This is a genomic window from Marinomonas profundi (assembly GCF_020694005.1).
Classification (GTDB): domain Bacteria; phylum Pseudomonadota; class Gammaproteobacteria; order Pseudomonadales; family Marinomonadaceae; genus Marinomonas; species Marinomonas profundi.
In genome coordinates this window covers 2,009,983-2,029,940 of record NZ_CP073013.1, presented here as the reverse complement: position 1 = coordinate 2,029,940, position 19,958 = coordinate 2,009,983, and the positions used below count along the sequence as shown (strand labels likewise).

General features: G+C 45.1%; 24 protein-coding genes and 1 pseudogene. 6 read left to right on the top strand and 19 right to left on the bottom strand.

The genetic code is table 11. The features are described 5' to 3' along the window. Positions 1–295: 295 nt before the first annotated feature. Genes J8N69_RS09470 through ligA form a run of 3 tightly spaced genes read right to left on the bottom strand, consistent with a single transcriptional unit; the run spans position 296 to position 2,753 of the window. A complete protein-coding gene (locus J8N69_RS09470; RefSeq protein ID WP_168824041.1) occupies positions 296–1,468 on the bottom strand; it encodes an alpha/beta fold hydrolase in 1,173 nt (390 codons plus the stop codon). Beyond that, the gene (locus J8N69_RS09465; protein WP_168824039.1) at positions 1,468–2,346 is read right to left on the bottom strand and encodes a class III extradiol dioxygenase subunit beta; all 879 of its coding nucleotides are present in this window, start codon (positions 2,344–2,346) and stop codon (positions 1,468–1,470) included. The genes J8N69_RS09470 and J8N69_RS09465 overlap by 1 nt, the downstream gene beginning before the upstream one ends. Further along, positions 2,346–2,753 carry a protocatechuate 4,5-dioxygenase subunit alpha gene (ligA, locus tag J8N69_RS09460; protein WP_168824037.1) on the bottom strand — a complete coding sequence of 136 codons (408 nt, stop codon included), beginning with the start codon at positions 2,751–2,753 and terminating at the stop codon, positions 2,346–2,348. Before ligA ends, J8N69_RS09465 begins: the two co-directional genes overlap by 1 nt. Positions 2,754–3,156: 403 nt before the next feature. Here ligA and J8N69_RS09455 point away from each other — a divergent pair, with 403 nt between their 5' ends. Continuing rightward, positions 3,157–4,380, top strand: coding sequence for a LysR substrate-binding domain-containing protein (locus J8N69_RS09455; protein ID WP_168824035.1), 1,224 nt, complete (start codon positions 3,157–3,159; stop codon positions 4,378–4,380). Here the strand turns inward: J8N69_RS09455 and J8N69_RS09450 are convergent. From J8N69_RS09450 to J8N69_RS09425, 6 genes are all read right to left on the bottom strand, one after another. Beyond that, entirely contained in the window at positions 4,349–4,954 is a 606-nt protein-coding gene (locus tag J8N69_RS09450) for a Crp/Fnr family transcriptional regulator (protein WP_168824033.1), read from the bottom strand. The genes J8N69_RS09455 and J8N69_RS09450 overlap by 32 nt on opposite strands. Further along, positions 4,929–5,903: a DMT family transporter gene (locus J8N69_RS09445; RefSeq protein WP_168824031.1), complete on the bottom strand. Its 975-nt coding sequence runs from the start codon at positions 5,901–5,903 to the stop codon at positions 4,929–4,931. The genes J8N69_RS09450 and J8N69_RS09445 overlap by 26 nt, the downstream gene beginning before the upstream one ends. Further along, positions 5,900–6,745 carry an arylamine N-acetyltransferase family protein gene (locus tag J8N69_RS09440; protein ID WP_168824029.1) on the bottom strand — a complete coding sequence of 282 codons (846 nt, stop codon included), beginning with the start codon at positions 6,743–6,745 and terminating at the stop codon, positions 5,900–5,902. Before J8N69_RS09440 ends, J8N69_RS09445 begins: the two co-directional genes overlap by 4 nt. Before the next feature lie 186 nt (positions 6,746–6,931). Continuing rightward, positions 6,932–7,231: a type II toxin-antitoxin system RelE/ParE family toxin gene (locus tag J8N69_RS09435; RefSeq protein ID WP_168824027.1), complete on the bottom strand. Its 300-nt coding sequence runs from the start codon at positions 7,229–7,231 to the stop codon at positions 6,932–6,934. After that, the gene (locus J8N69_RS09430; protein ID WP_168824025.1) at positions 7,232–7,501 is read right to left on the bottom strand and encodes a type II toxin-antitoxin system Phd/YefM family antitoxin; all 270 of its coding nucleotides are present in this window, start codon (positions 7,499–7,501) and stop codon (positions 7,232–7,234) included. Between the two features lie 234 nt (positions 7,502–7,735). Beyond that, positions 7,736–8,242 (bottom strand): GNAT family N-acetyltransferase, encoded by a 507-nt coding sequence (locus J8N69_RS09425; protein ID WP_168824023.1) that lies wholly within the window; start codon positions 8,240–8,242, stop codon positions 7,736–7,738. Between the two features lie 300 nt (positions 8,243–8,542). On the opposite strand from J8N69_RS09425, the gene J8N69_RS09420 reads away from it, so the two are divergent. After that, the gene (locus J8N69_RS09420) at positions 8,543–8,764 is read left to right on the top strand and encodes a TA system antitoxin ParD family protein (protein WP_168824021.1); all 222 of its coding nucleotides are present in this window, start codon (positions 8,543–8,545) and stop codon (positions 8,762–8,764) included. Beyond that, positions 8,757–9,047 (top strand): type II toxin-antitoxin system RelE/ParE family toxin, encoded by a 291-nt coding sequence (locus J8N69_RS09415; protein ID WP_168824020.1) that lies wholly within the window; start codon positions 8,757–8,759, stop codon positions 9,045–9,047. The genes J8N69_RS09420 and J8N69_RS09415 overlap by 8 nt, the downstream gene beginning before the upstream one ends. A 313-nt stretch (positions 9,048–9,360) precedes the next feature. Here the strand turns inward: J8N69_RS09415 and brnA are convergent, their stop codons facing one another. The 9 genes and pseudogenes from brnA to J8N69_RS09370 form a co-directional block, all read right to left on the bottom strand. After that, positions 9,361–9,594, bottom strand: coding sequence for a type II toxin-antitoxin system BrnA family antitoxin (gene brnA, locus J8N69_RS09410; protein ID WP_168824018.1), 234 nt, complete (start codon positions 9,592–9,594; stop codon positions 9,361–9,363). Then, entirely contained in the window at positions 9,584–9,847 is a 264-nt protein-coding gene (locus J8N69_RS09405; RefSeq protein ID WP_168824016.1) for a BrnT family toxin, read from the bottom strand. The genes brnA and J8N69_RS09405 overlap by 11 nt, the downstream gene beginning before the upstream one ends. Before the next feature lie 133 nt (positions 9,848–9,980). Continuing rightward, positions 9,981–10,763 carry a hypothetical protein gene (locus J8N69_RS09400; protein WP_168824436.1) on the bottom strand — a complete coding sequence of 261 codons (783 nt, stop codon included), beginning with the start codon at positions 10,761–10,763 and terminating at the stop codon, positions 9,981–9,983. Positions 10,764–11,163: 400 nt separating this feature from the next. Then, a pseudogene (gene tnpC, locus J8N69_RS09395) lies at positions 11,164–12,645 on the bottom strand (IS66 family transposase); the annotation flags it as partial. 218 nt (positions 12,646–12,863) lie between these two features. Continuing rightward, positions 12,864–13,229 carry an IS66 family insertion sequence element accessory protein TnpB gene (gene tnpB, locus J8N69_RS09390; protein ID WP_168827675.1) on the bottom strand — a complete coding sequence of 122 codons (366 nt, stop codon included), beginning with the start codon at positions 13,227–13,229 and terminating at the stop codon, positions 12,864–12,866. Beyond that, complete coding sequence (gene tnpA, locus J8N69_RS09385) at positions 13,226–13,549, bottom strand: IS66 family insertion sequence element accessory protein TnpA (protein ID WP_168827677.1); 324 nt, start codon at positions 13,547–13,549, stop codon at positions 13,226–13,228. The genes tnpB and tnpA overlap by 4 nt, the downstream gene beginning before the upstream one ends. Positions 13,550–13,669: 120 nt before the next feature. Then, positions 13,670–14,779, bottom strand: coding sequence for a hypothetical protein (locus J8N69_RS09380; protein WP_168827096.1), 1,110 nt, complete (start codon positions 14,777–14,779; stop codon positions 13,670–13,672). 110 nt (positions 14,780–14,889) lie between these two features. Next, a complete protein-coding gene (locus J8N69_RS09375; protein ID WP_168827094.1) occupies positions 14,890–15,330 on the bottom strand; it encodes an acetyltransferase in 441 nt (146 codons plus the stop codon). Between the two features lie 89 nt (positions 15,331–15,419). After that, complete coding sequence (locus tag J8N69_RS09370) at positions 15,420–15,818, bottom strand: DUF1801 domain-containing protein (RefSeq protein ID WP_211085176.1); 399 nt, start codon at positions 15,816–15,818, stop codon at positions 15,420–15,422. A 448-nt stretch (positions 15,819–16,266) separates the two neighbouring features. On the opposite strand from J8N69_RS09370, the gene J8N69_RS17185 reads away from it, so the two are divergent. Next, complete coding sequence (locus J8N69_RS17185; protein WP_408631804.1) at positions 16,267–16,407, top strand: hypothetical protein; 141 nt, start codon at positions 16,267–16,269, stop codon at positions 16,405–16,407. Here J8N69_RS17185 and J8N69_RS09365 read toward each other — a convergent pair. Continuing rightward, positions 16,342–17,334 carry a helix-turn-helix domain-containing protein gene (locus tag J8N69_RS09365; protein WP_168827091.1) on the bottom strand — a complete coding sequence of 331 codons (993 nt, stop codon included), beginning with the start codon at positions 17,332–17,334 and terminating at the stop codon, positions 16,342–16,344. The two genes, J8N69_RS17185 and J8N69_RS09365, sit on opposite strands and share 66 nt — an antisense overlap. Before the next feature lie 207 nt (positions 17,335–17,541). On the opposite strand from J8N69_RS09365, the gene J8N69_RS09360 reads away from it, so the two are divergent. Both J8N69_RS09360 and eutC read left to right on the top strand, forming a co-directional pair. Further along, positions 17,542–18,978, top strand: coding sequence for an ethanolamine ammonia-lyase subunit EutB (locus tag J8N69_RS09360; protein WP_168827089.1), 1,437 nt, complete (start codon positions 17,542–17,544; stop codon positions 18,976–18,978). Beyond that, a complete protein-coding gene (gene eutC, locus J8N69_RS09355) occupies positions 18,975–19,883 on the top strand; it encodes an ethanolamine ammonia-lyase subunit EutC (protein ID WP_227803858.1) in 909 nt (302 codons plus the stop codon). The genes J8N69_RS09360 and eutC overlap by 4 nt, the downstream gene beginning before the upstream one ends. Positions 19,884–19,958: the final 75 nt, after the last annotated feature.

Sequence of the window (19,958 nt, the reverse complement as noted above, 5' to 3'; positions counted from 1 at the left end):
TTTTTATTTTTATTGCGGGACAGGCCGGATTATCGGTGCGTCCTTATTTTTTTGGAAACTTTGTCTTGATTTAACGATTTAAGCAGGGTCTTTAGCGACCTGTGCTTTTTGCTTATCGCGGTATTCGCCAACACCGCCATTCCATCACAATCCTTGATTAGAGTATTGTTTTTCCACCATCAATTTGGCTAGTTCAATTTAACCAAAAGGGTATTGTATTTTGATATAGCGTCTTTTTAACGCAGAGAAAATGCCATTACGACTTTCCTTCACTTTTCGCTACTGTAAGCCACTTTTAACCAACACCTTTGTAATTTAGCTCTATCGACCCTTGCCGCTTGATGATTAACCATTCACCCTCGATTTTTTTGATTTCATCCACAAAACGACCGATATAAACATCCGCATTGGCTTGGACCATTTTTTCAATAGGGTCGGTTTTTTTAGCGCCTGCAAACAACACCACTCTCGACGTTACAACAACATGTGTTTCATTAATAATATCGGCGTCTAAATTCGTCAATGCGTGGCACGTTTCTTTCGCAGGCCGAGCCGTAAACGAGTCTAGAATCGCATCACGTCCTGCAATTTTTACCGTCGGCGCACTAGGGCGATACAACACACCGTCTTCAGCATAACAACTCGCCAACTCTTGCCAGCGTCCTTGGTCTAGCAGATTAATAGAGCGCGTTACCAGTTTCTGACATTGCCACTCAATCAGCATAGATTCCAGCGTTTGCTCACTCAACCTCTTGCGGCTTTTTTGTAGCCAGCTTTTCAAGGCATTGGCGACTGGTATGGGCGCTTCCACTGGCGCCATGTGCCCAGCGTCTTCAATAACCACCAACTCACTGCCGACGATTTTGTGTTGAATCAGCCGATGCTGCTCAACCGGGCTCCAGGTGTCTTGGGTGCCAGAAAGCAACAAAGTCGGCACCGAAATCTGTGCAAGCTGCGCTTCAGCATTGGGACGCTGGATCAGCGCATGAATTTGCTTTTCAAAGTCGTCAACGGAATAAGATTCCACCATTTGCGTGAGGTTCGCCATCAACTCGGCATCTTGTAGCCCTTTCGGCGACATCATGGGAACCAGCCATTGCCTTGCTAACGCTGGCATACCCTTGCTTTTTGCGGCGTCAATTAAGCGCATACGCCCGGGGATTTCTTGGTCTGATTTAGGATGAACACCCGTATTTAATAGCGCTAAATGGGTAATACGTTGTGGCGCAAGACGATAAATCTCCAACGCCACGCGTCCTCCCATTGAGTGACCCGCCAAGGCAAAATCGCCCTCTACGCTTGATAAAACATGCTGCGCCATAGCCGTCAGGTCATCAAAGCCGGCAAAGCTCATTATCTCGACGTCTGCATCCTGCTCTAATTGCGCGGCGACACCCTGCCACATACGGTCATCACACAGCAAACCCGCCAAGCAAACCAGTTTTGGTTTCGCTGTAAAACCCGCCATTACGCCACATCCTCTGCTGCTTTAAGGTCAACAGCGATGTCAGCATTTTCGTAGATAAGATGCCCCAACGCCGTGTTGGATACCGGCACATGATAGTGACGGTGAATTTCGTTCACTTGATGATTCAGTGCGCCGCGCATGATCAACCACATCACCATTTCACAGCCTTCCGTACCTGACTCGCGGATGTATTCGACTTGGGATATCGCCGCCAACTTGTCGTAGTCGCTTTGCAAGTCGTCCATAAAAGCAAGATCCCATTCTCGGTTGATCAAGCCAGCGCGTTCGCCCAGCAATTGATGACTCATGCCACCGGTTCCCCACACTTGTACATTGACATCTTCAGGAAATTGCTCAACGGCGGTGCGAATGGCTTTGCCCAACGCCAAGCAGCGCTCACCGGTTGGCGCGGGATACACCACGGTATTCACCGCCAAAGGGATCACTTGGCAAGGCCATTCCTCCACTTCTCCAAACACCATAGACAAGGGCACAGTGAGGCCATGATCCACGTCCATTTCATTCACAATGGTCATGTCAAAACCTTGCTTGATCAGCGACTCGGTAATATGCCACGCCAGTTTCGGCGCGCCTTTTACAATAGGCACAGGACGAGCGCCATACCCTTCATCAGCCGGGCGATATTCCTCGCCACAGCCAATCGCAAAGGTCGGAATGATCTTCATATCAAACGCCGTCGCATGGTCGTTGTACACCAAGATCACCACGTCTGGTTTTTTCTCTTTGATCCATTGCTTGGTGAACTGGAAACCGTCAAATATCGGCGCCCATTTTTCGTCAGCGCTCTCGCCCTTATCAATAATGTGTCCCAGTAACGGAATGTGAGAGGTGCCTAATCCACAGGTAATATTGGCCATTATTGCTTCTCCTCGGGGTGGTTATCCATCACATAGCGATTACCTTCTGACGAACGACCGCCACAGCGCATCATCTCCATATAGTCTTCAACGGATAAATTAGTCATGGTTGAAACGGCCGCGGCGACGCTAAGCCCATCGTTTGAACTGATTTTAACGAGATAATAAATATTGCCGCCAAGGGCAATCAGCTGAGTAAAATCCCGCGCCAACACGGCTTTTTTTTGCGCTTCTGTCATTGGCCATTTGTCTAAATAGGCGCGCTCATCCTGCTTAAACGCATCGCGGTTGGATGCCTGCATGAGTGACATACAGAATTGATTGAGATGGAAACCTATTCTCGCCATATCCCCGTCAAACACGGTCGTGCCAGGAATATTGCTGTAAGGCTTATTGTTATTTTTCATTCATGTCCTACCTTAAAATCGAGAAGATAACGGGACAACCGCGCGCATCTTGTTCATTCAAAGGTATATGGAAAAAATCAATTCGGCATATGCATATTTAAAAATATAGATTAAAATTTGGTTATATCTTAAATTGTCAGCGCATTGCAGAAAGTAATCAGCGAAGGCTGGATAAGTTTTGTAGGCCTGATGAGGAAGGTACGACCGTGATCAGGCGTGAGAGGCTATTTAGCCTACAATTATTTGATTTATATTGGTTTTTGTAGGTCGCGGCTTTAGCCCGACGAGACGTATTTTGTAGCGAGTTTTTTTGTCGGCATGCTATTTTTCAGGGTAAATCGTGACAAGATCGACGGAAGTCGTTTTGCGACACACTCTTTTATAGGGAAACGGGGAACGCCGAATGAACAAGCTTAATTCAAACTTTCCACTGACGCTTAAACAGTGCCGTGTGATTACCGAGATCATGAAAAAAGGCACCGAAAAAGACGCCAGCCTGTCATTAAATTTGAGCCAACCCAGTATTTCGCGCGCCTTATCACAGGCGGAACAAGCCCTGCAAATTAGTCTTTTTACCCGTGGCTGGAGTGGCGCAGAACCAACCGCAGAAGGCGAAGTGGTGATTTCTTCCTGCAACGCTGTTTTACAAGCCATTGCTGACACAGAGCGTCATTTACAACATGACGTCAGCGCCTTACTAAAATTAAACGCCTATGTGGAATGGCGACACCTAATGGTGATTGACGCCGTGGTAAGAGTCGGCAGCGCCTCAGTGGCCGCGCAGACGCTTGGCATGACCCAACCCGCGGTCAGTAAAACCTTGAAAGAAATCGAAAACATGGTGCAACAGCCACTCTTCGCACGCGCTCGCCATGGCTTGATCCCACAAACAGCCGCCAAACAACTTGCTTCCTTGTACCTTAGAGTTTCCCCCGTGGCGCAATCCCTCCAACACACCCTGCAATCCTTGCCCAACGAGCTAACGGGACGATTATCGGTCGGCATGTTGTCCTTTTCTTGCCAAGACATAGTGCCAGTGGCCTTTGCCTCTTTATTCAAACAACACCCAAGAATTCGCCTGCAAGCCATGCAAGGCCCCTATCACATGCTGGCAAACGCCCTACGCCAAGGGGAAATAGATTGCTTTTTAGGACTGATGCGAAAAGGCCCGATTCATCCAGAATTAATAGAACTGCCCTTATTAGACGTGCAATATGCCTTGATCGCACGAGCCGATCACCCAGTTCATGACTACGCGAAAACGCTTAATGATTTAACCAATGAACGCTGGATTGTCGCGCGCCATGGCACCCCGATTCGAGACTACTTCGAAAGCTTATTCCATAGCATCGACAACAAACCGCCCATTCAAGCTTTGGAAATGCTCACCTTTGCCTCGTCAGAAGAACTGGTTATTCACAGCGACGCCATCGCCCTACTCTTCTACGACGACTGGAACATCAAACAACTCAACCCGCGCTTGAAACAAATTCCCATTCGCTTACCCAACCCAGAATGCACACTGGGCATCACCTTACATAGAGAACGACAATCCACCCTAATTCAAACCTTCATTGAAGAACTGACATTAACCATTAAGGAAAAGCTCCTCCGCGATTCAACTTGAGTTTTTGCCGAATACGACTCAGTGCCACAGGGGTAATACCAATATAAGAGGCAATCTGTTGTTGTGGGATGGTGTTTTTCAATTCTGGATACGTCGCACAAAACTCTAGATAACGACGCTCTGCGGAGTGTTTTACAAAGGCATTTTCGCGCTCTTCTTTAGTAATGAAAATACGCTCTAGGAATTTAGCGTAGCATTCTAAAAAGCCCGTATCATGGCGCATTTGCGCATAAAAAGCGTTCCAAGGAAAAGACGTGATCATGCAATCGTCTAAGGCCTGTATGCCAAACAAAGCACGCGTTTCCATCACCATCGCCTTAGTCGAACCAATGATTCTCGGGCTTTTAGCAAAGGTTTGGGTGAACTCTTTCCCCTCGTCGGACACACTCACGTAACGTACCAAGCCAGAATGCAAAAAGTACAAACGATTCGCAAAATCCCCCTGCTGAAACAGATAATCGCCTTTTCGGACCAGATGAACATCCATTGGCACCGTCAGCCGTTGCCAATCAATCTCATAACCTAATGCATTAAAATAAGATTCAAAACTAGTTTGCAGTTGAATGCGATCCATCGGCGATCTTTACCTTGCTTACATTGCCATCAATAAGAAAAAGGGCGAGACCTAAACATACAATACCCGTCATGAAAGGCCAATCCGCCAGACTGGCTAAACGAGATTGCGACAGCGCCGTAAATAACGCCACCCAAACGGGTATCGTATAGGAGATGGCAAGCAGCCGACTTGCCCCCACCGTCATCACCAAACGCTGCTGCAACACAAAGGTAAACAAGGTGGTAAAGACCGTTAAATACAAAACATTTACCCAAAATCCCGACATCGACCATTGCACCTGGTCAAGCTCGCCCCAAATCAAAGCGATAGGCAACAACCAAAACGTGCCGAACAGCATAATCATAAAAGCACCAGACAAGGCACCTAACGAACGCCCCCACTTTTGTACCGACACCACATGCAAGGCCAATAAGAAACACGCACCCACAAAAATATAATCGCCCGAATGCCACTGAAATCCGTCGTTATCTTGTACAGAAAAGCCTTGGGTAGAAAAACCTTGTGTGGCAAACAACACCGTCATCGCACCGATAGACCCCAGCACAAAGCCCATTACTCGCCATAAAGGCGCGACTTCCTTGAGCCACACCCTCGCTATCACCACACCAATTAAGGGAACCAGCGTATACAAAACCGATGTATGCAACGGCGTGGTCGACTGCAACGCCACAAATAACCCAATAAAAAATCCCACCAGCGCACCGCTTATCACCACATAATGAAAAAGCCGCTGACGCGAAGTAAACAGCGCCTTAAACTGCGCGGTTTTATTCAACTTAGCCCGCTGCCAACTGAACAATAACGCAGGTAACATAATCAACATCGCCAATAAAAATCGAAACGTAGACGTGGCAATCGGACTGGCGTAGTTGACCATATGAGCCGATACGATAAAAGACGATGCCATCAACCAAGCCCACAGAAGTAAGGTCAATAACGCACTCATGATCTCGCCCTTGCTTTATGGTCGGTTATGATTGGCGCCACAAAACGATCAAATAGGTGTTCGACCACAACAGGTTCAAGGGTAATATCAAACTCAGATTTTAAAACATTCCCCAGTGTTTCTGGGGTTTCAATCACATACTTTTGCTCTTTATGTTGATCTCGTACCGTCAATTCAGCATTCACCAAAGCGACTGTCTGATCTTGCTTTTTCAAGGTCACCATCAGGTTCTTTAGAAACACCGCATTGGAGTTTTTATGAGAATAAAAATGCCCTAGTTCACAATCTGCATCCGTATAAGTCGCATTATCAAAACGATAAAGGGTGAAATAGTCATCGCCCTTCATTACTTGAAGATCGTACTCGCCATTGCTTTTAGCCAATAAACGATAACGATCTAAACCAGCCACTTGTTGCGTGTTGATATCTAACCTCAATGGCGCAATCGGCCCATTGCCACCAAAGCCGGTATCCACCAAATAACTCACCCCTTCGAACGTTAACAAGGTCACCCGATGCGTTCGGCCCGCCTCTCGTTCGAGATTATTATTCAGCACTCTCGCCAACTTAAGCTGTACGTCATAACCCAAGGCTTTTAATAGCTCAAACGTCAGCTTGTTATGCTCGAAACAATAACCGCCCAAACCTCGCGTCACTATTTTTTCACTGATAGCCTCAAGCTCCAACGAAATCTCTTCGCCCAACACCACCGCCAAACTATTAAAGCTATAACGCGCCACATGCGCCGACTGCAACTGACGCACAAACTCAATATTCAATGGCTCAGGTACAGCCAAACCTAGGTCAGATAGATAGTTCTGCAAACTGGATGATAGAGACATAACCGACTCCCTTAAATAATCAATACGGAATACCGTTAAGATTACAGCAGCACAGGTGAGAAGGAATTAACCTAGGTTAATTCGTCATTGTTATTTTCTAAGCACTCCCCACTTCTTTCTCAAACCATTCCACGTCCCAGTATAAGTTTGTGCGGGTGTCTTGTTAGTCTTTTGTGCATGGCTTGGTTATGTTTCGTTTGCTGGTAATTCGAGCTGCCTCTCACTCCGCCAGACTCGTATGAGCATAACCTCTTTAGCCTGCCTGAGATAGACAACTCGAAACGGCGCGTGAATCAATTCGCGAATATGATCCATGTTGAATTCAGGAACAACTCGGCCAGCATCAGGGTGGATTTGAAGCACTCCACAATGCCCCAGGATAGCAGCCACGAAAGCATCACCGATATGTGGCACATCCTGCTCTTTGTAATACTCCTGAATAGCCTGTAAGTCCTCAAGCGCGGACTGTGCGATACGTAATTCCATTTACTCGATGCCCAACGTTTTTCTGGCGTCCTCCAACGATATGGTGTTGCCCTCGCGAACATCCATAAGCCCCTGCGCCACCGCCTTTACGAACCGCAATTCCTCCGCGGCTCTCTCATAATCCTCCAGTCCCTGAACAACAGCTATGCCGCGGCCACGGCTGGTGAGCAGGATTGGGCGATGCGTATCTTGCGCTCGACCAACCACCTTTCCGGGATTGATCTTCAGGTCTGATAGAGGAATGACATCCTCGGAAAATTTCACTTGCATAGTGATTACCTAGTCAACGATTTGGTGCTATTAATAGCACCAGTTAACAGGTCCTGTCAAGTAGCATAACGCCAAGGCTCAGGTACAGCCAAACCTAGGTCAGATAGATAATTTTGTAGGCTGGATGATAGTGGCATAACCGACGCCCTTAAATAATCAATACGGAATACCGTTAAGATTACAGCAGCACAGACGAGAAGGAATTAACCTAGGTTAATAAGTCATTATTATTTTCTAATCACTCCCCACTTCTTTCTCAAACCATTCCACGTCCCAGTATTGGCCAAATTTGCGGCCTACTTCTAGATAGATACCCACGGATTCAAAGCCGAATTTTTCGTGGATAATGCGGGAGGCTTCGTTGGGTAAGGTGATGCCTGCATAAGCGCGATGCACGTCTTCTGTTGCCAATTGCTCGAACAACTCGATGTATAAAGCGGTTCCCAAGCCTCGGCCTTTTGTCTCGGGTTTTAGGTAAATACTGACTTCGACTGAGGTTTCGTAGGCGCGTTTGGGCTTAAATTGACCGCTGCAAGCATAGCCAAGGATCTCGCCGTCTTGTTCCACCACCAATAAACGATGTCGACCTGTTGTCGCAAATTGCGAAAACCAAACCGCTCGGCCTTCTAGTGTGTAAGGCTCTATATCAAAGGTCGTGGCCGTGTTCACTATGTAGTGATTATAAAGATCGGTTAACGCAGGTAGGTCATCAATCTCAGCGGGACGAATTTGGATGCTCATTTTATCTCCCAATGACAATTATCTAAGGCTGAAGCGATGCTCTTTTTTTACCACGCTTCACATGGCTGTAATAGATAATTTGCGGCGGTACGGCATTTAATTGAGAACTGGCTCAAAAGCCAAAAGCCCCATTGAGCAACGATGTCGACTAATTAGGAGCCGACTAGAGCACTGGCCGTTATTTTTCTCTGTAAAATGCGTGACATTGAGAGGTCTCTTGCAGCGCTTTACTATGATTCACATTGCTACAAATGTGGCAATACGCTACAATTTTTTATACTACATTAAGGAGATTTTATTATGTCTACTGCAAGTATTCGTCTCGACCAAGATTTAGTTGATAAAGCCGCTATTATGGCTAAAGCTCTAAACCGTACAACGCCGAAACAAATTGAACACTGGGCTAAAATTGGTGAAATCATGGAAGATAACCCTGATTTACCTTACGAGTTCGTTAAACAAGCTATCATTGCCAAAGCAGAAAAAGAAGCCGGAAAGCTTGAGGCATATAATTTTGGCTAAAATTACTCAGGTTCTTCAAACTCCTACATTTCAAAAAGCAGTCAAAAAGCTACATAAAAACCAAAAGACGGATCTAGATAAGGCAATCAGAGAATTGATTGAAGATCCGCTTCTAGGGCAACAGAAAAAAGGCGTTTTATACTTCCTTCGCGTATACAAATTTAAGATGGTAAAACAACTCACATTACTTGGTTATAGCTACGAAGATGGTACCGTTACTCTCGAACTTATGGCTCTAGGTTCTCATGAAAATTTTTATCGTGATGTGAAAAATACCTTCTGAGCTGACATTTTAATAGTGCGCATGCGCATCTACACTGTTTTTAATTTCCATATGAGTTTCTATAACACACTGATTTTATGGTATTTTCTTATTTCCCACAGCCCAATAAATTAAAAAACCGAGCGTGCGGGTTATATCGCCTCTCATTTCTCACTGTACTATGAGTGAGCTGTTCCATTATCCCTAGGCTCATTGTTTATCCCTATGCATAACGCCAAGCTCACCAGTGGAATAATTTGGCGGGGCTTTTTGCGTTTTTTTGCAAAAACCGCGACAAATTATGGAATCCGGTAGAGCGCCTTGTTAGCAGTTTTTAATGGTTTATTTGGTGCTCAAGACGCTCAGCAAGCCAAACTTTAATAATTGATTGGCGAGTTACGCCAAGTCTTGATGCTTCTTTGTCTAATGAGTCAATCATCCAAACTGGGAAATCTACATTAACCCTTTTTTGTTGCTGATTAACACGTTTGACTGAAGTAAGATCAATGTCGTTGATAATATCGTCATCGTTTGCATCAAATTTTTGATCAAAATCTCTAGCTTTCATAAAGTACAACCTCCGTTTTTCTGGACCGTCTAACTGAAATTATACGAATATTTGAGTTTCTATAAGTAATGATTGCAGACCAATGCTTTTTGTTTAATTTACCAACTACTAAAGCTCGAGGCTCATCAGTAGTTTTAACCGAAACCTCGATTAGCTCAGAATCTTGCCAAAGTTCCTGAGCCTGCTCAAAATCAATGCCATGCTTTTCAAGGTTCGATTTGCTTTTTTCTGGGTCGTACTCAAATTTATTCATGTGTGAAAAATATACCTTTTTTACACTATTGGCAAGATTTTGTTTTGTTGCGTACTGCTAACGCCCGCGTAATGGGCTGGTTTGGAGCGCCAGCGGAAAACCAGTCCCAATTGACGCGTTTGTTAGCTTTTGCTCAATAATACTCTTCGTAAGGGTTTTCATTTTCTAGCTTGTAAAAGCAATCCTTACATAAAGCCTTATAGTTTTCCCAGCCTTTCATATTGCCAAAATCTACTTGCTCAAGATCTTCCTCAAATTCAAGAGCCTGACATTCCTCACATTCAACAACTGGCTCTGAATGTCCACATAGGTAACAAGTATCTATGCCATCGTAGATCACAAATGTATCTTTTTTACAGGCTGGACATTCCCATACTTCATCATCTGGAATTTCTTCGGCGACCATTCGCTCTGAGGCTCTCTTCTCTAGCTCCTCAATATAGCTATCGAGATTTAGTAGCTCTGAGTGCAGTTTTGGAGGGAGCTGAGAAACAATGTCTGAATCCAAATGATCTCTGCAAAATGATGTATAAAAACCAACAAGGCTTACAAAGTTGGACTTAATCTGCTCGATCGAAAGATCAAACTCAAAATGAACAATTTGATTTCGAAGCTCAGATGCAGTCCTAATGCACTTAACATCAGGTTGATTCAAATTAACTTTCGATATTTTCTCAAGCCTTTCAATCGCCAAGCCTAGATCAACTGTGTGCCTTGGCTTGTCTATATTCGAATAAACAAATATTTCATTAGTTCTTCTCAGACGCTCTTTTAGGCTGGTCTCGATTGCTTGCACTAAAAGTAATATCGCAAATTTCCATTTATCTTCGTCTGATTCAGCCTGAATAGCCTTGCTCACAGACTCCAAGAAAAAACTTATGGAGTTTTCTAAAAGTGTCATTTTTAAATTAGGCACGTAATTTCCAAAGAAAGCTAACGCCGCATTCAGCGTAAGCGCCCTTAAATCAGCATTCTTGTCGTTTAATTTGTTTTGTGTTGTTGTAAATGACCTTGTAGTGATCATCCATCGATAATGTAAATTGATACGTGAGGTTGCATCAGGTGTCAAAAAAGGCTAGGGTAAATATAGACAGAGGGCGAACGGATTTGCCTACGCCTCCAGGAGGGAGGCTCTGTCTCTTTTCAGGAAGATTCAGTGGCTGCAGGGATGCGGCGGTAAAGCCTTTCTTTGATTTCTCTTCTTTGCTTTTACGATTTCTATTTTTTTATTTTACTTTTTTATTTTACGCCTACCCGTTTCTTTTTTATCCCGTGCTTTTTGCTGTTGTGTCCGTTTGCTTGATGGGCGTGTGCCTTTACAGCGCCGCTTTAACACGCCAAGGCAATAAGGCTTCTAATTTTTCAACGGTGTCGGCGCTAGCGATGTGCTGCAGGATATGCAAAATATACGCATGAGGCTCTAGGCCGTTGGCTTTGGCGGTTTCGACAAGACTGTACCAAGCCGCGCTGGCTTTGGCCCCTTGTGAGGTGTCGGCGAATAACCAATTCTTACGTCCAATTGCGAAGGGGCGGATGGCGTTCTCAGCCAAGACATTGCTGATGTGCAATTGCCCATCCTCGCAGTATCCCGTGAGTGTCTCCCATTGGTTGAGGGCGTAGCGGATGGCCTTGTAGGTCAGCTGGTCTTTTGGGGTTTTATCGACATTATTGCCGAGCCATTCTTTAAAGGTGTTGAGGGCCGGAAGGCTTTGCTCTTGGCGCACGCGATGTTTCTCAGCGTCGCTCAGGTCTTTTATCTGTGTTTCAATCCTGTAGAGTTTACGGATATGGCTTAATGCCACCTCGGCTTTGGTAGGGGGTGAGTTTTTGTTTTTCTTTTTGGTGTCAGCGCCTTTGCTGGCCTCAATAAATTTACGGCGCACGTGATCCCAGCAACCAATGCGAGTTAGGTTGTATTTCTGGCACACGGCATTGTAGCCGCCATAGCCATCGGCTTGCAGGACACCTTTAAACCCATCGAGCAGCTGCACGGGTACCTCCCCATTTCGGGAAGGGTTGTATTCAAAACGCACGATAGGTTTGTCTGGCGGTCCGCCGCGTATCACCCACATCCATTTATCCGATTGGGCGGTTTTGCCGTCTTCTTTGAGCACTTGGATACGGGTTTCGTCACCCTGTAGGTACCCCGCTTCCAATTGGGTTTCCCAAGCAAGATTCAGTAGGGACTGGACTCTGTCAGTCAGCAGGATGACGTGGTGGGCCATGCTGGTGCGGTCATAATGCCCTCCGTAACGTTCGATCTGTTTTTCCAAGCGATACAAGGGCAGGCCATCCGCATATTTTCCAGCGATGATGTAAGCCAGCGCGCTGATGCTAATGGCACATTTACCGAGTGGGTGAAGAGGACGTTTGGCGACAACGATGTGGTCTGCTTGGTCCTCTTGTGTTTTAAAGACGGCTTTTTCCTGCCAGTACTCTAACACTCGAACCTGGGCGGGTATGATGTCCAGTTCTTCTTTGACCTTGCTGAAAAAGGTAGACGTGGCACCGGCTTTTTCTTCTTCTGACAAACGCAGTTCCACCCGTACGCGAGTCAGTTTGTCAGAGAAGCCACGTTGGCGTTTACGAGATCGAACCGCTTCTGGAAGCACGTCTTCGGGCAGTTGTTCGATCAGAGCCGCAATGGCCGCTTCCAATTCCACCTCATCAAACAGATCGATTTGATAGACGGACTTTTCACTGCTTGCCGCAAACTTCTGAGCCTTGGCTAAGCGCAGGAGCTCCTCTAACTGTGCAATTTTACGGTCTCTTTCATCCAGCAAGGCTTTTTGATGCTGAATAACCTGATGGTGATCATCAAGGAGCTGATTTTTCAGCTCTAGTACCTGATCTCTTTGCGCTAACACCTGATCTTTTTGCACGAGATCTTGGTCTTTTTTGACCAGCAACGACAACAACTCCGCCTGTGACAGAGTCGCATAATTGACCGAGATGTTGTGCGTATTAGGGGCTGTTTTCATGTACGTTATTTTATCATAACAGCCCCTAAAACGCGTTAAAAAACAGACTCATAATGCAATTTTTTATGGCCTTTCATCGCCGTTATATCATAGCCATCCAGCAGCCAATTAATCTGTTGTCCAGTAAGAGAGATCACCTCGTCACCCTTTTTGGGCCAACGAAACTTGTCCTCGGCAAGGGTTTTGTAATACAGCACAAAACCATTGTCCTCCCAAAATAAACATTTAATTTTGTTCCGGTGCCGATTGGTAAACGCATACAAAGCACCATCAAAAGGATTCTGCGCCAACTCCTGCTCCACAATCGCTGCCAGCCCCACAGCGGCTTTACGAAAATCCACTGGCTGACGATAAAGATAGATCTTAGGCATGTCGACCGACGGGCGAAAATAACGTGTCATAACGCCCACTCCAACAACTGACGAACCAAGGTCACATTGGTCGAATCAATACCGTGGATTTGCATGCCATTTGGCAAAGACACCGACAAGCCTGACCCTAACTGGCCCAATGAAGGTTCCACTTTGATAAAACTGGACGACTTGTCCTCCGATATTGGGGCTGATGGTGTCTGACATTTCTGCCGCCAATACATGAATTGAGAATAATTGAGATCGTTTTCTTTGCAGAACCGAGCACTGGACATGGCCGCTGCCTCAGCAGCTGTGACTTGCGCCCGCCAAAAGTCAGCACGGGATTGAGGATCCGAAAAAGTATTCATAAAGACACCTGTTCATGGTTAAAGTAAACAGGTGTTAGGTTCTGATATTACGAGAAGGTCAGCAAGAATGCAGATTTAAGGGCGCTTACCATTCAGCGGCTTGTCCGCTGCAATGCATTGTTAAAAACCGTCTGCTTTGAATCGTTCTCTAGCTTCATCTTCGCATTTATAACAAGCGAAATACTTAATTGTTTCCATATCGCCAGTTACGAATTCGTCGCAATGGGGACAAGATATTGCCTGCCATCCTCTATCAAAACAAGATACGCAACTCCACAGGCCGTCAATAAAAAATACAGAGGGTCTTTCGTATTGGCATCTATGGCATCCTGCTATATGTGGTTGTCCCTCTTCCCACCAGTCATCTCCCTCAGTGTACTTGGCTTCACATAAATCAATGAGCTTCTCCGTCGTAATAGCTATTTCACAGTGTGGGCAGGCATCTAGGTTTTTATTAAAAAACTCGAAATCTTTATGGCAGTTTGGACACTCGATACTTTCTCTTGTTGATACTACTGCGGTGTCTGAAACCCCACAAACAATACAGCTATAATCAGAACCCCATTTATGTTCCTCTTTGACAACGGCCGCCAACATTCCGCAATGCTGACAATCAATAACCTTTTTCCCTGATTTTTCTTCTATTTCTATTTTTGGTTTTAGTTCTTTGTACCTAGCTAAGATAAAGTCTTTTTGCCCCATCATTCGTCTGTGGATGCGCTTAAACTCTTCTTGATATAACTTAAAAACATCTTTCCATTTTTCTGTTAACAAGGTGTGCAGGTGATGCCAAGATGCCCACTGCTCCACTACCACACCGGCCTTCGTTGCGGACAAATCAGCGTAATCAGAGTGAGCAAAATGAACTATTTGATTACGGTGCTCACCTAACGCTTTGAAGTTATCAATTGTGGTCTGATCAAGATGTTCACTGACGATGGACTTAAGTCTTTTGATTGCGTCTTCTAGGAAAACGGAATGAAAGTCCCCAACTCTAAAACTGTCAATATTTGCAGTTTCGGGTTTACTGAGAATAAGAGTCCAATGCTCATCCATCAAACGAGCCTTAAGAAACAACTCAATTGAGGTATAAAAATCAACAATAGAGTTCTTAGGCCTCTTTTCCAAATCATCAAGCGATGAATCCAAAAAATCTATTGCATTCTTGACCAGGGAGTCAAAAAGCTCTTCTTTTGTCTGTTTCTTTTGAGAAATAAACTTTCGACCCATTTCGGACTTCCCTAGGTTTTTAACGCTTACTTAAGCGGAAAAATATAGTTGGCTAAAATGTTGAACGGAGTGAAAACAGCCAACTGTATTTTTTCCGTTTGAAGTTCTTGTTATATTTTGCCTATCTCCATGTGTAACAATGGGAAAGGATTACCTTGACCATCTAATGGAGAGCGATCAAACACCTGAAACCCTAAATGCTTATAAAAGCCAATAGCATCTGGGTTTTGTTCATTTACATCAACTTTACTGGCAGACTGATACTCAATTGCATTTTTTAATAAAAGAGAACCAACGCCACTATTACGAGAATCAGGTGATATAAACAACATTTCTACATTGCCCTCTGAGACACCAATGAAACCAATAATATTGTCGCTATCATTTTTAGCAACTCTTAAATCAACAGCATCAAAATAGTGTTCTAAAATAAGAGGCTTCAACGTTTTTATATTTTCTTCAGGTAAAAAATCATGCGTTGCTCGCACAGACTTTTCCCAAATTTCAATTAAAGCTAAGTAATCAGCTTTTGATGCATTATCGATTTTCATGCCAAACCTTTTGAAAAATATAACGCCCCCATAAAGCGCCGCAGAATGCGGTCGCTTGGATGGGCTTGTTATGTGAATATTGCACAATACTAAGCACCCAAGAGTGGTTTGTGCTTGACGCTCTTGTATTTCATTGCAAGCTCAATGCAATGTCTGAGGATATGCAATGGAATAGAATTTCTGGCATTTAAAATAATTGCCCTGTTACCTTGAAACTCAAGCTCTTCGGAATATAATTCTCGGAAAGTATCTATCAACTTCGTATTGCAGTTAAAAAATATAAAATATTGTTCAGGAGACTTTTCTTTCCAGTCAATCCTGATAGTGCTTCCACCTTTCACGAGGTAGCTGGGTTCTCCCCACTTTAATGTTTCTTCAACATCACCAAGGCTGAGGCTTTCTGCCACTTCAAGAATTAACTCTCGAAGGTTTTCGAGAAGCGGTTTTATATGAATTGGGTATTGATCAAACTTACTTTGAACTTCCATTTTCACCGTAAATATCTCCTATTCACATAACATTTTAATAGTGCGCATGCGCATCTACACTGTTTTTAATTTCCATATAAATCCCTATAAAAAACTGATTCTATGGCACTTTTTAACCTTTTCCACAGGCTGGTTAATTGGAAATTCGAGCGTGCGGGTTTACACATTTATTCACAGCCTGTTATTTCGGCTGCTGATATTCTGAGCTATTGATACTAAAAGACTTTCTAGCTTACTGCCAGTACAAATACGCAAAATAGGACTATTCAAAACTGACAAACCGAGCCAAAATTTGGCAATCAAAAAAATAAACTGTATATCTGTACAGCTTTCAATCAATTATCCACAAGGAGTGTGTGATGTCTTCTAGCCCTTTTCTCAATTTTATCCGCCATGAGCTGCGCTTACGTGGCTAAGCTTAAAAACAGACAAATCTTACCTATATTGGATTAAATATTTTATTCGATCCCATAAGCGGCAACACCCTCAAAACATGAGCGCAGAAGAGGTAAGAGCTTCTTACTCAACCATTCAAGCCTATGAGTGTTCTAGAAGGGCTTTCACCAAACAGTTGTTTGTAGTCTTTTGAAAATTGACTCAAGTGCCAAAAGCCCCATTGGGCGGCGATATCGCTGACGGATTGAGTGTTTTTAGCCTGTCCTGCTTTAGATTGTCCCGCTTTAGATTGTACTAATGCACGACGGACGCCATTTAAGCGGCTAATGCGCAAGTATTGTATTGGACTCACGCCAAGGATGCTTTCAAAGCTGTACTGTAAGGTGCGTCGGCTTACGTTGGTGACTTCACACAATTGCGTCACGGTGACAGGTTCATCAAGGTGGTGATCCAAAAACTGACAAGCACAATCGACCACTTTTTTACGGTGATAATAGCTTTGTGTTTTAGCCGGCTGTGGGGTTTCTTCTTTGAGTACTTCGAGCAGCGCCATCATAACAATGTCTTGCTGCAATCGTGGTGGTGTTTCTTTGTTTTGCATGCAAAGCAAACGCGCCAGTAAAAAACGCACTTCCTCTAAGGTTTTGTTCGGCACACCAAGGCGACCATATTCGGTGAGTTCTTTCCAATTCAGATCTACCCCATGAATCGCTGCCATTTTAATTAGTTTTGAGCGATCCACTACTAAGCCATATAAATCATAGTCTTGTGGTGTAGAAAGCTGAAAATCGCAGTCGCCCGGCCGACACATAATGGTGTTGGTTTTAATGGTTAAGCCATTGATTCGACTCTCTGCTTGGTCGGCAAGAGGAATCCCCAACCAAACCGAATCCGGCCACACCATGCACTTTTGCTGTAACGCCTGACTGGTATGTTCGCAAAACACCTGCAAGCCATCAAACGGCAGCTCAACAATACGACCGTAAAAACGCCCACGGCTGGTTTGATCGTACTCTTGTTGCCAGTTAGTCAGATTGCCCGCGTGCAAGTCGGCATCGTGCGCTTCCGACACACGAACTAAAGCGCTCTTTTTTGGTGCGTTAATCCTTGTATTCAACATTACACTACCTGTCTTTTTTTCTTCTAATAATTGAAAAACATCAATATAAAATCCTAAACATATGAAAAATATGACTTTTTAACATTTGCCATTATTCGATAACGTCAATTTATAAAACGACGTAACGTTAGTAATAGCAAAACACGGGCCTTTTTCAATGATTGATTTTTGGCCTATTACTTTTCATTCTAGGTGTGAGTAACCGTTATGAGTCATCCACATTCCACTTATCAATCTCGCCATTTTCAATTCAGTAATAGGGTAGGAGAACGCACCTTCGGCTTTGTCGATCTTGCGGATTTAATGGCCAAAGCCACCCCTGCCCGTTCGGGTGATCGCTTAGCTGGGGTGGCTGCCGAAAGCGCCGAAGAACGCGCCATCGCACAAATGACACTAGCCGATGTGCCGCTTAAACTGTTCCTTGAACAAGCCCTCGTTCCCTACGAAGAAGACGAAATTACCCGACTCATATTAGACGATCATGACAAAAGCGCCTTTTCTGTGATTTCACATCTGACGGTGGGCGGTTTTCGTGATTGGTTATTAAGCGATTTGGCCACCAGCGAGGTGCTGATTCAGATTCGTCCCGGCGTGACACCAGAAATGGCCGCTGCGGTGAGTAAAATCATGCGCAATCAGGATTTGATTCTAGTAGCGAAAAAATGCCATGTAAAAACCGCGTTTCGTAACACCATTGGTTTGCCGGGGCATTTGTCGACACGTTTGCAACCAAACCATCCGACCGATGATTTAACCGGCATCGCCGCCAGCATGTTGGACGGTTTGCTCTACGCCAATGGCGATGCGGTAATTGGTATTAACCCTGCCACCGACAACGTGCAGCAAGCCACACGCTTGATCAAGATGATGGACGAAGTCATCCAGCATTATGAAATCCCGACTCAATCCTGCGTTTTAACTCACGTAACCAACACCATTGAATGCATTGAACAAGGCGCGCCGGTCGACTTGGTGTTCCAATCGATTGGCGGCACCCAAGCCACCAACGACAGTTTTGGTTTTAACCTTGCCACGCTGGCCGAAGCCCAAGCGGCGGCCTTATCGTTGAATCGCGGCACGGTTGGCAATAATGTGATGTATTTCGAAACAGGCCAAGGCAGCGCCTTGTCGGCCAATGCCAATCACGGTCTAGATCAGCAAACCTGCGAAGCGCGCGCCTATGCGGTAGCGCGCAAGTTCAATCCGCTATTGGTGAATACCGTGGTGGGTTTTATCGGCCCTGAATATTTGTACGACGGCAAAGAAATCACCCGCGCGGGTCTGGAAGATCACTTTTGTGGCAAATTGCTGGGATTACCCATGGGCTGCGACGTGTGCTACACCAATCACGCCGAAGCAGACCAGAACGACATGGATAATTTACTGACACTGTTAGGGGTCGCAGGCTGCACTTTTGTTATGGGCATTCCGGGTTCTGATGACATCATGCTGAACTATCAAACCACCTCGTTTCACGATGCCTTGTACGCTCGCCGAGTGTTGGGATTAAAACCGTCACCAGAATTTGATCTCTGGTTAGCCAAGATGGAAATCTTCAAAAACAACGAGCAATTTATCCTCAATCATCAGGTGCCTGACGCCTTTCATCAATCACTGCATAAGATGATTGGAGGCAAGTCATGAGCCAAGATATTCCTAAATCTAATAAGTCTTTCCCAACGCATCCACACGCGTCAGCTGTTACTGGAAAAGAAGAACTGATCTCCAAAAAAGAAGAACCAGTGACGGAAAACCCGTGGAGCAAGCTTAAAGCCTTTACTGACGCTCGGGTTGGCTTGGGACGCTCTGGTATCAGTGTACCAACCAAACATTTATTAGCGTTTCAGCTGGCTCATGCCCAAGCCATCGACGCGGTTCACACGCAACTCGATGCCGATGGTTTAGCAGATCAATTAATGGCTCAGGATTGGGCCCAAGATTGGATGAAACACTGCGCCCCCCTACTCTTGCACAGTCGCGCGACGGACCGCGCAACCTATTTACAGCGTCCAGATTATGGCCGCAGGCTGGATGACGCATCCGCTAATAAACTAGACGAACATCGGGCGTCTACCTCACAAGAATACGATCTAGCGATTGTCGTCGTCGATGGCTTGTCGTCTTTGGCGATTGAACAAAATACCTTACCGTTTTTACAAGCTCTTTCTAGCTATATCAAGGGCTGGAACCTCGCACCTATCTGCTTTGTTAAACAAGGCCGCGTCGCCATTGGTGACGATGTGTGTGAGCGCCTACACGCCAAATGCGTCTTGGTATTAGTCGGTGAACGTCCGGGGCTGAGCTCGCCCGATAGCTTAGGCTTGTATCTCACTTGGGGCGGTAAAGTGGGTTATACCGATGCCTACCGCAACTGCATTTCCAACGTTCGACCTGCGGGCTTGGTCTATCAGGAAGCCGCGCGCAAAGCCTTTTATTTATTAAACGAAGCACGAACCCTGAAACTGTCTGGCGTCAAACTCAAAGACAGATCAGACGATGATTTAATTATGGACACCAGCAAGGAGTCGAAGAACTTCCTCATCTCTTGATGAGGAAGTCGCTAAACGGCTTCCGTCGATCTTGTAGATCGCGATTTATTCTTAAAAAAATAGCATGCCGACAAA

Bases quoted from the DNA above. Each gene is read 5' to 3' on its own strand.
- J8N69_RS09470 (WP_168824041.1), bottom strand. From the start codon at position 1,468: ATGGCGGGTTTTACAGCGAAACCAAAACTGGTTTGCTTGGCGGGTTTG.
- J8N69_RS09465 (WP_168824039.1), bottom strand. From the start codon at position 2,346: ATGGCCAATATTACCTGTGGATTAGGCACCTCTCACATTCCGTTACTG.
- ligA (WP_168824037.1), bottom strand. From the start codon at position 2,753: ATGAAAAATAACAATAAGCCTTACAGCAATATTCCTGGCACGACCGTG.
- J8N69_RS09455 (WP_168824035.1), top strand. From the start codon at position 3,157: ATGAACAAGCTTAATTCAAACTTTCCACTGACGCTTAAACAGTGCCGT.
- J8N69_RS09450 (WP_168824033.1), bottom strand. From the start codon at position 4,954: ATGGATCGCATTCAACTGCAAACTAGTTTTGAATCTTATTTTAATGCA.
- J8N69_RS09445 (WP_168824031.1), bottom strand. From the start codon at position 5,903: ATGAGTGCGTTATTGACCTTACTTCTGTGGGCTTGGTTGATGGCATCG.
- J8N69_RS09440 (WP_168824029.1), bottom strand. From the start codon at position 6,745: ATGTCTCTATCATCCAGTTTGCAGAACTATCTATCTGACCTAGGTTTG.
- J8N69_RS09435 (WP_168824027.1), bottom strand. From the start codon at position 7,231: ATGGAATTACGTATCGCACAGTCCGCGCTTGAGGACTTACAGGCTATT.
- J8N69_RS09430 (WP_168824025.1), bottom strand. From the start codon at position 7,501: ATGCAAGTGAAATTTTCCGAGGATGTCATTCCTCTATCAGACCTGAAG.
- J8N69_RS09425 (WP_168824023.1), bottom strand. From the start codon at position 8,242: ATGAGCATCCAAATTCGTCCCGCTGAGATTGATGACCTACCTGCGTTA.
- J8N69_RS09420 (WP_168824021.1), top strand. From the start codon at position 8,543: ATGTCTACTGCAAGTATTCGTCTCGACCAAGATTTAGTTGATAAAGCC.
- brnA (WP_168824018.1), bottom strand. From the start codon at position 9,594: ATGAAAGCTAGAGATTTTGATCAAAAATTTGATGCAAACGATGACGAT.
- J8N69_RS09405 (WP_168824016.1), bottom strand. From the start codon at position 9,847: ATGAATAAATTTGAGTACGACCCAGAAAAAAGCAAATCGAACCTTGAA.
- tnpB (WP_168827675.1), bottom strand. From the start codon at position 13,229: ATGACACGTTATTTTCGCCCGTCGGTCGACATGCCTAAGATCTATCTT.
- tnpA (WP_168827677.1), bottom strand. From the start codon at position 13,549: ATGAATACTTTTTCGGATCCTCAATCCCGTGCTGACTTTTGGCGGGCG.
- J8N69_RS09380 (WP_168827096.1), bottom strand. From the start codon at position 14,779: ATGGGTCGAAAGTTTATTTCTCAAAAGAAACAGACAAAAGAAGAGCTT.
- J8N69_RS09375 (WP_168827094.1), bottom strand. From the start codon at position 15,330: ATGAAAATCGATAATGCATCAAAAGCTGATTACTTAGCTTTAATTGAA.
- J8N69_RS09370 (WP_211085176.1), bottom strand. From the start codon at position 15,818: ATGGAAGTTCAAAGTAAGTTTGATCAATACCCAATTCATATAAAACCG.
- J8N69_RS09365 (WP_168827091.1), bottom strand. From the start codon at position 17,334: ATGTTGAATACAAGGATTAACGCACCAAAAAAGAGCGCTTTAGTTCGT.
- J8N69_RS09360 (WP_168827089.1), top strand. From the start codon at position 17,542: ATGAGTCATCCACATTCCACTTATCAATCTCGCCATTTTCAATTCAGT.
- eutC (WP_227803858.1), top strand. From the start codon at position 18,975: ATGAGCCAAGATATTCCTAAATCTAATAAGTCTTTCCCAACGCATCCA.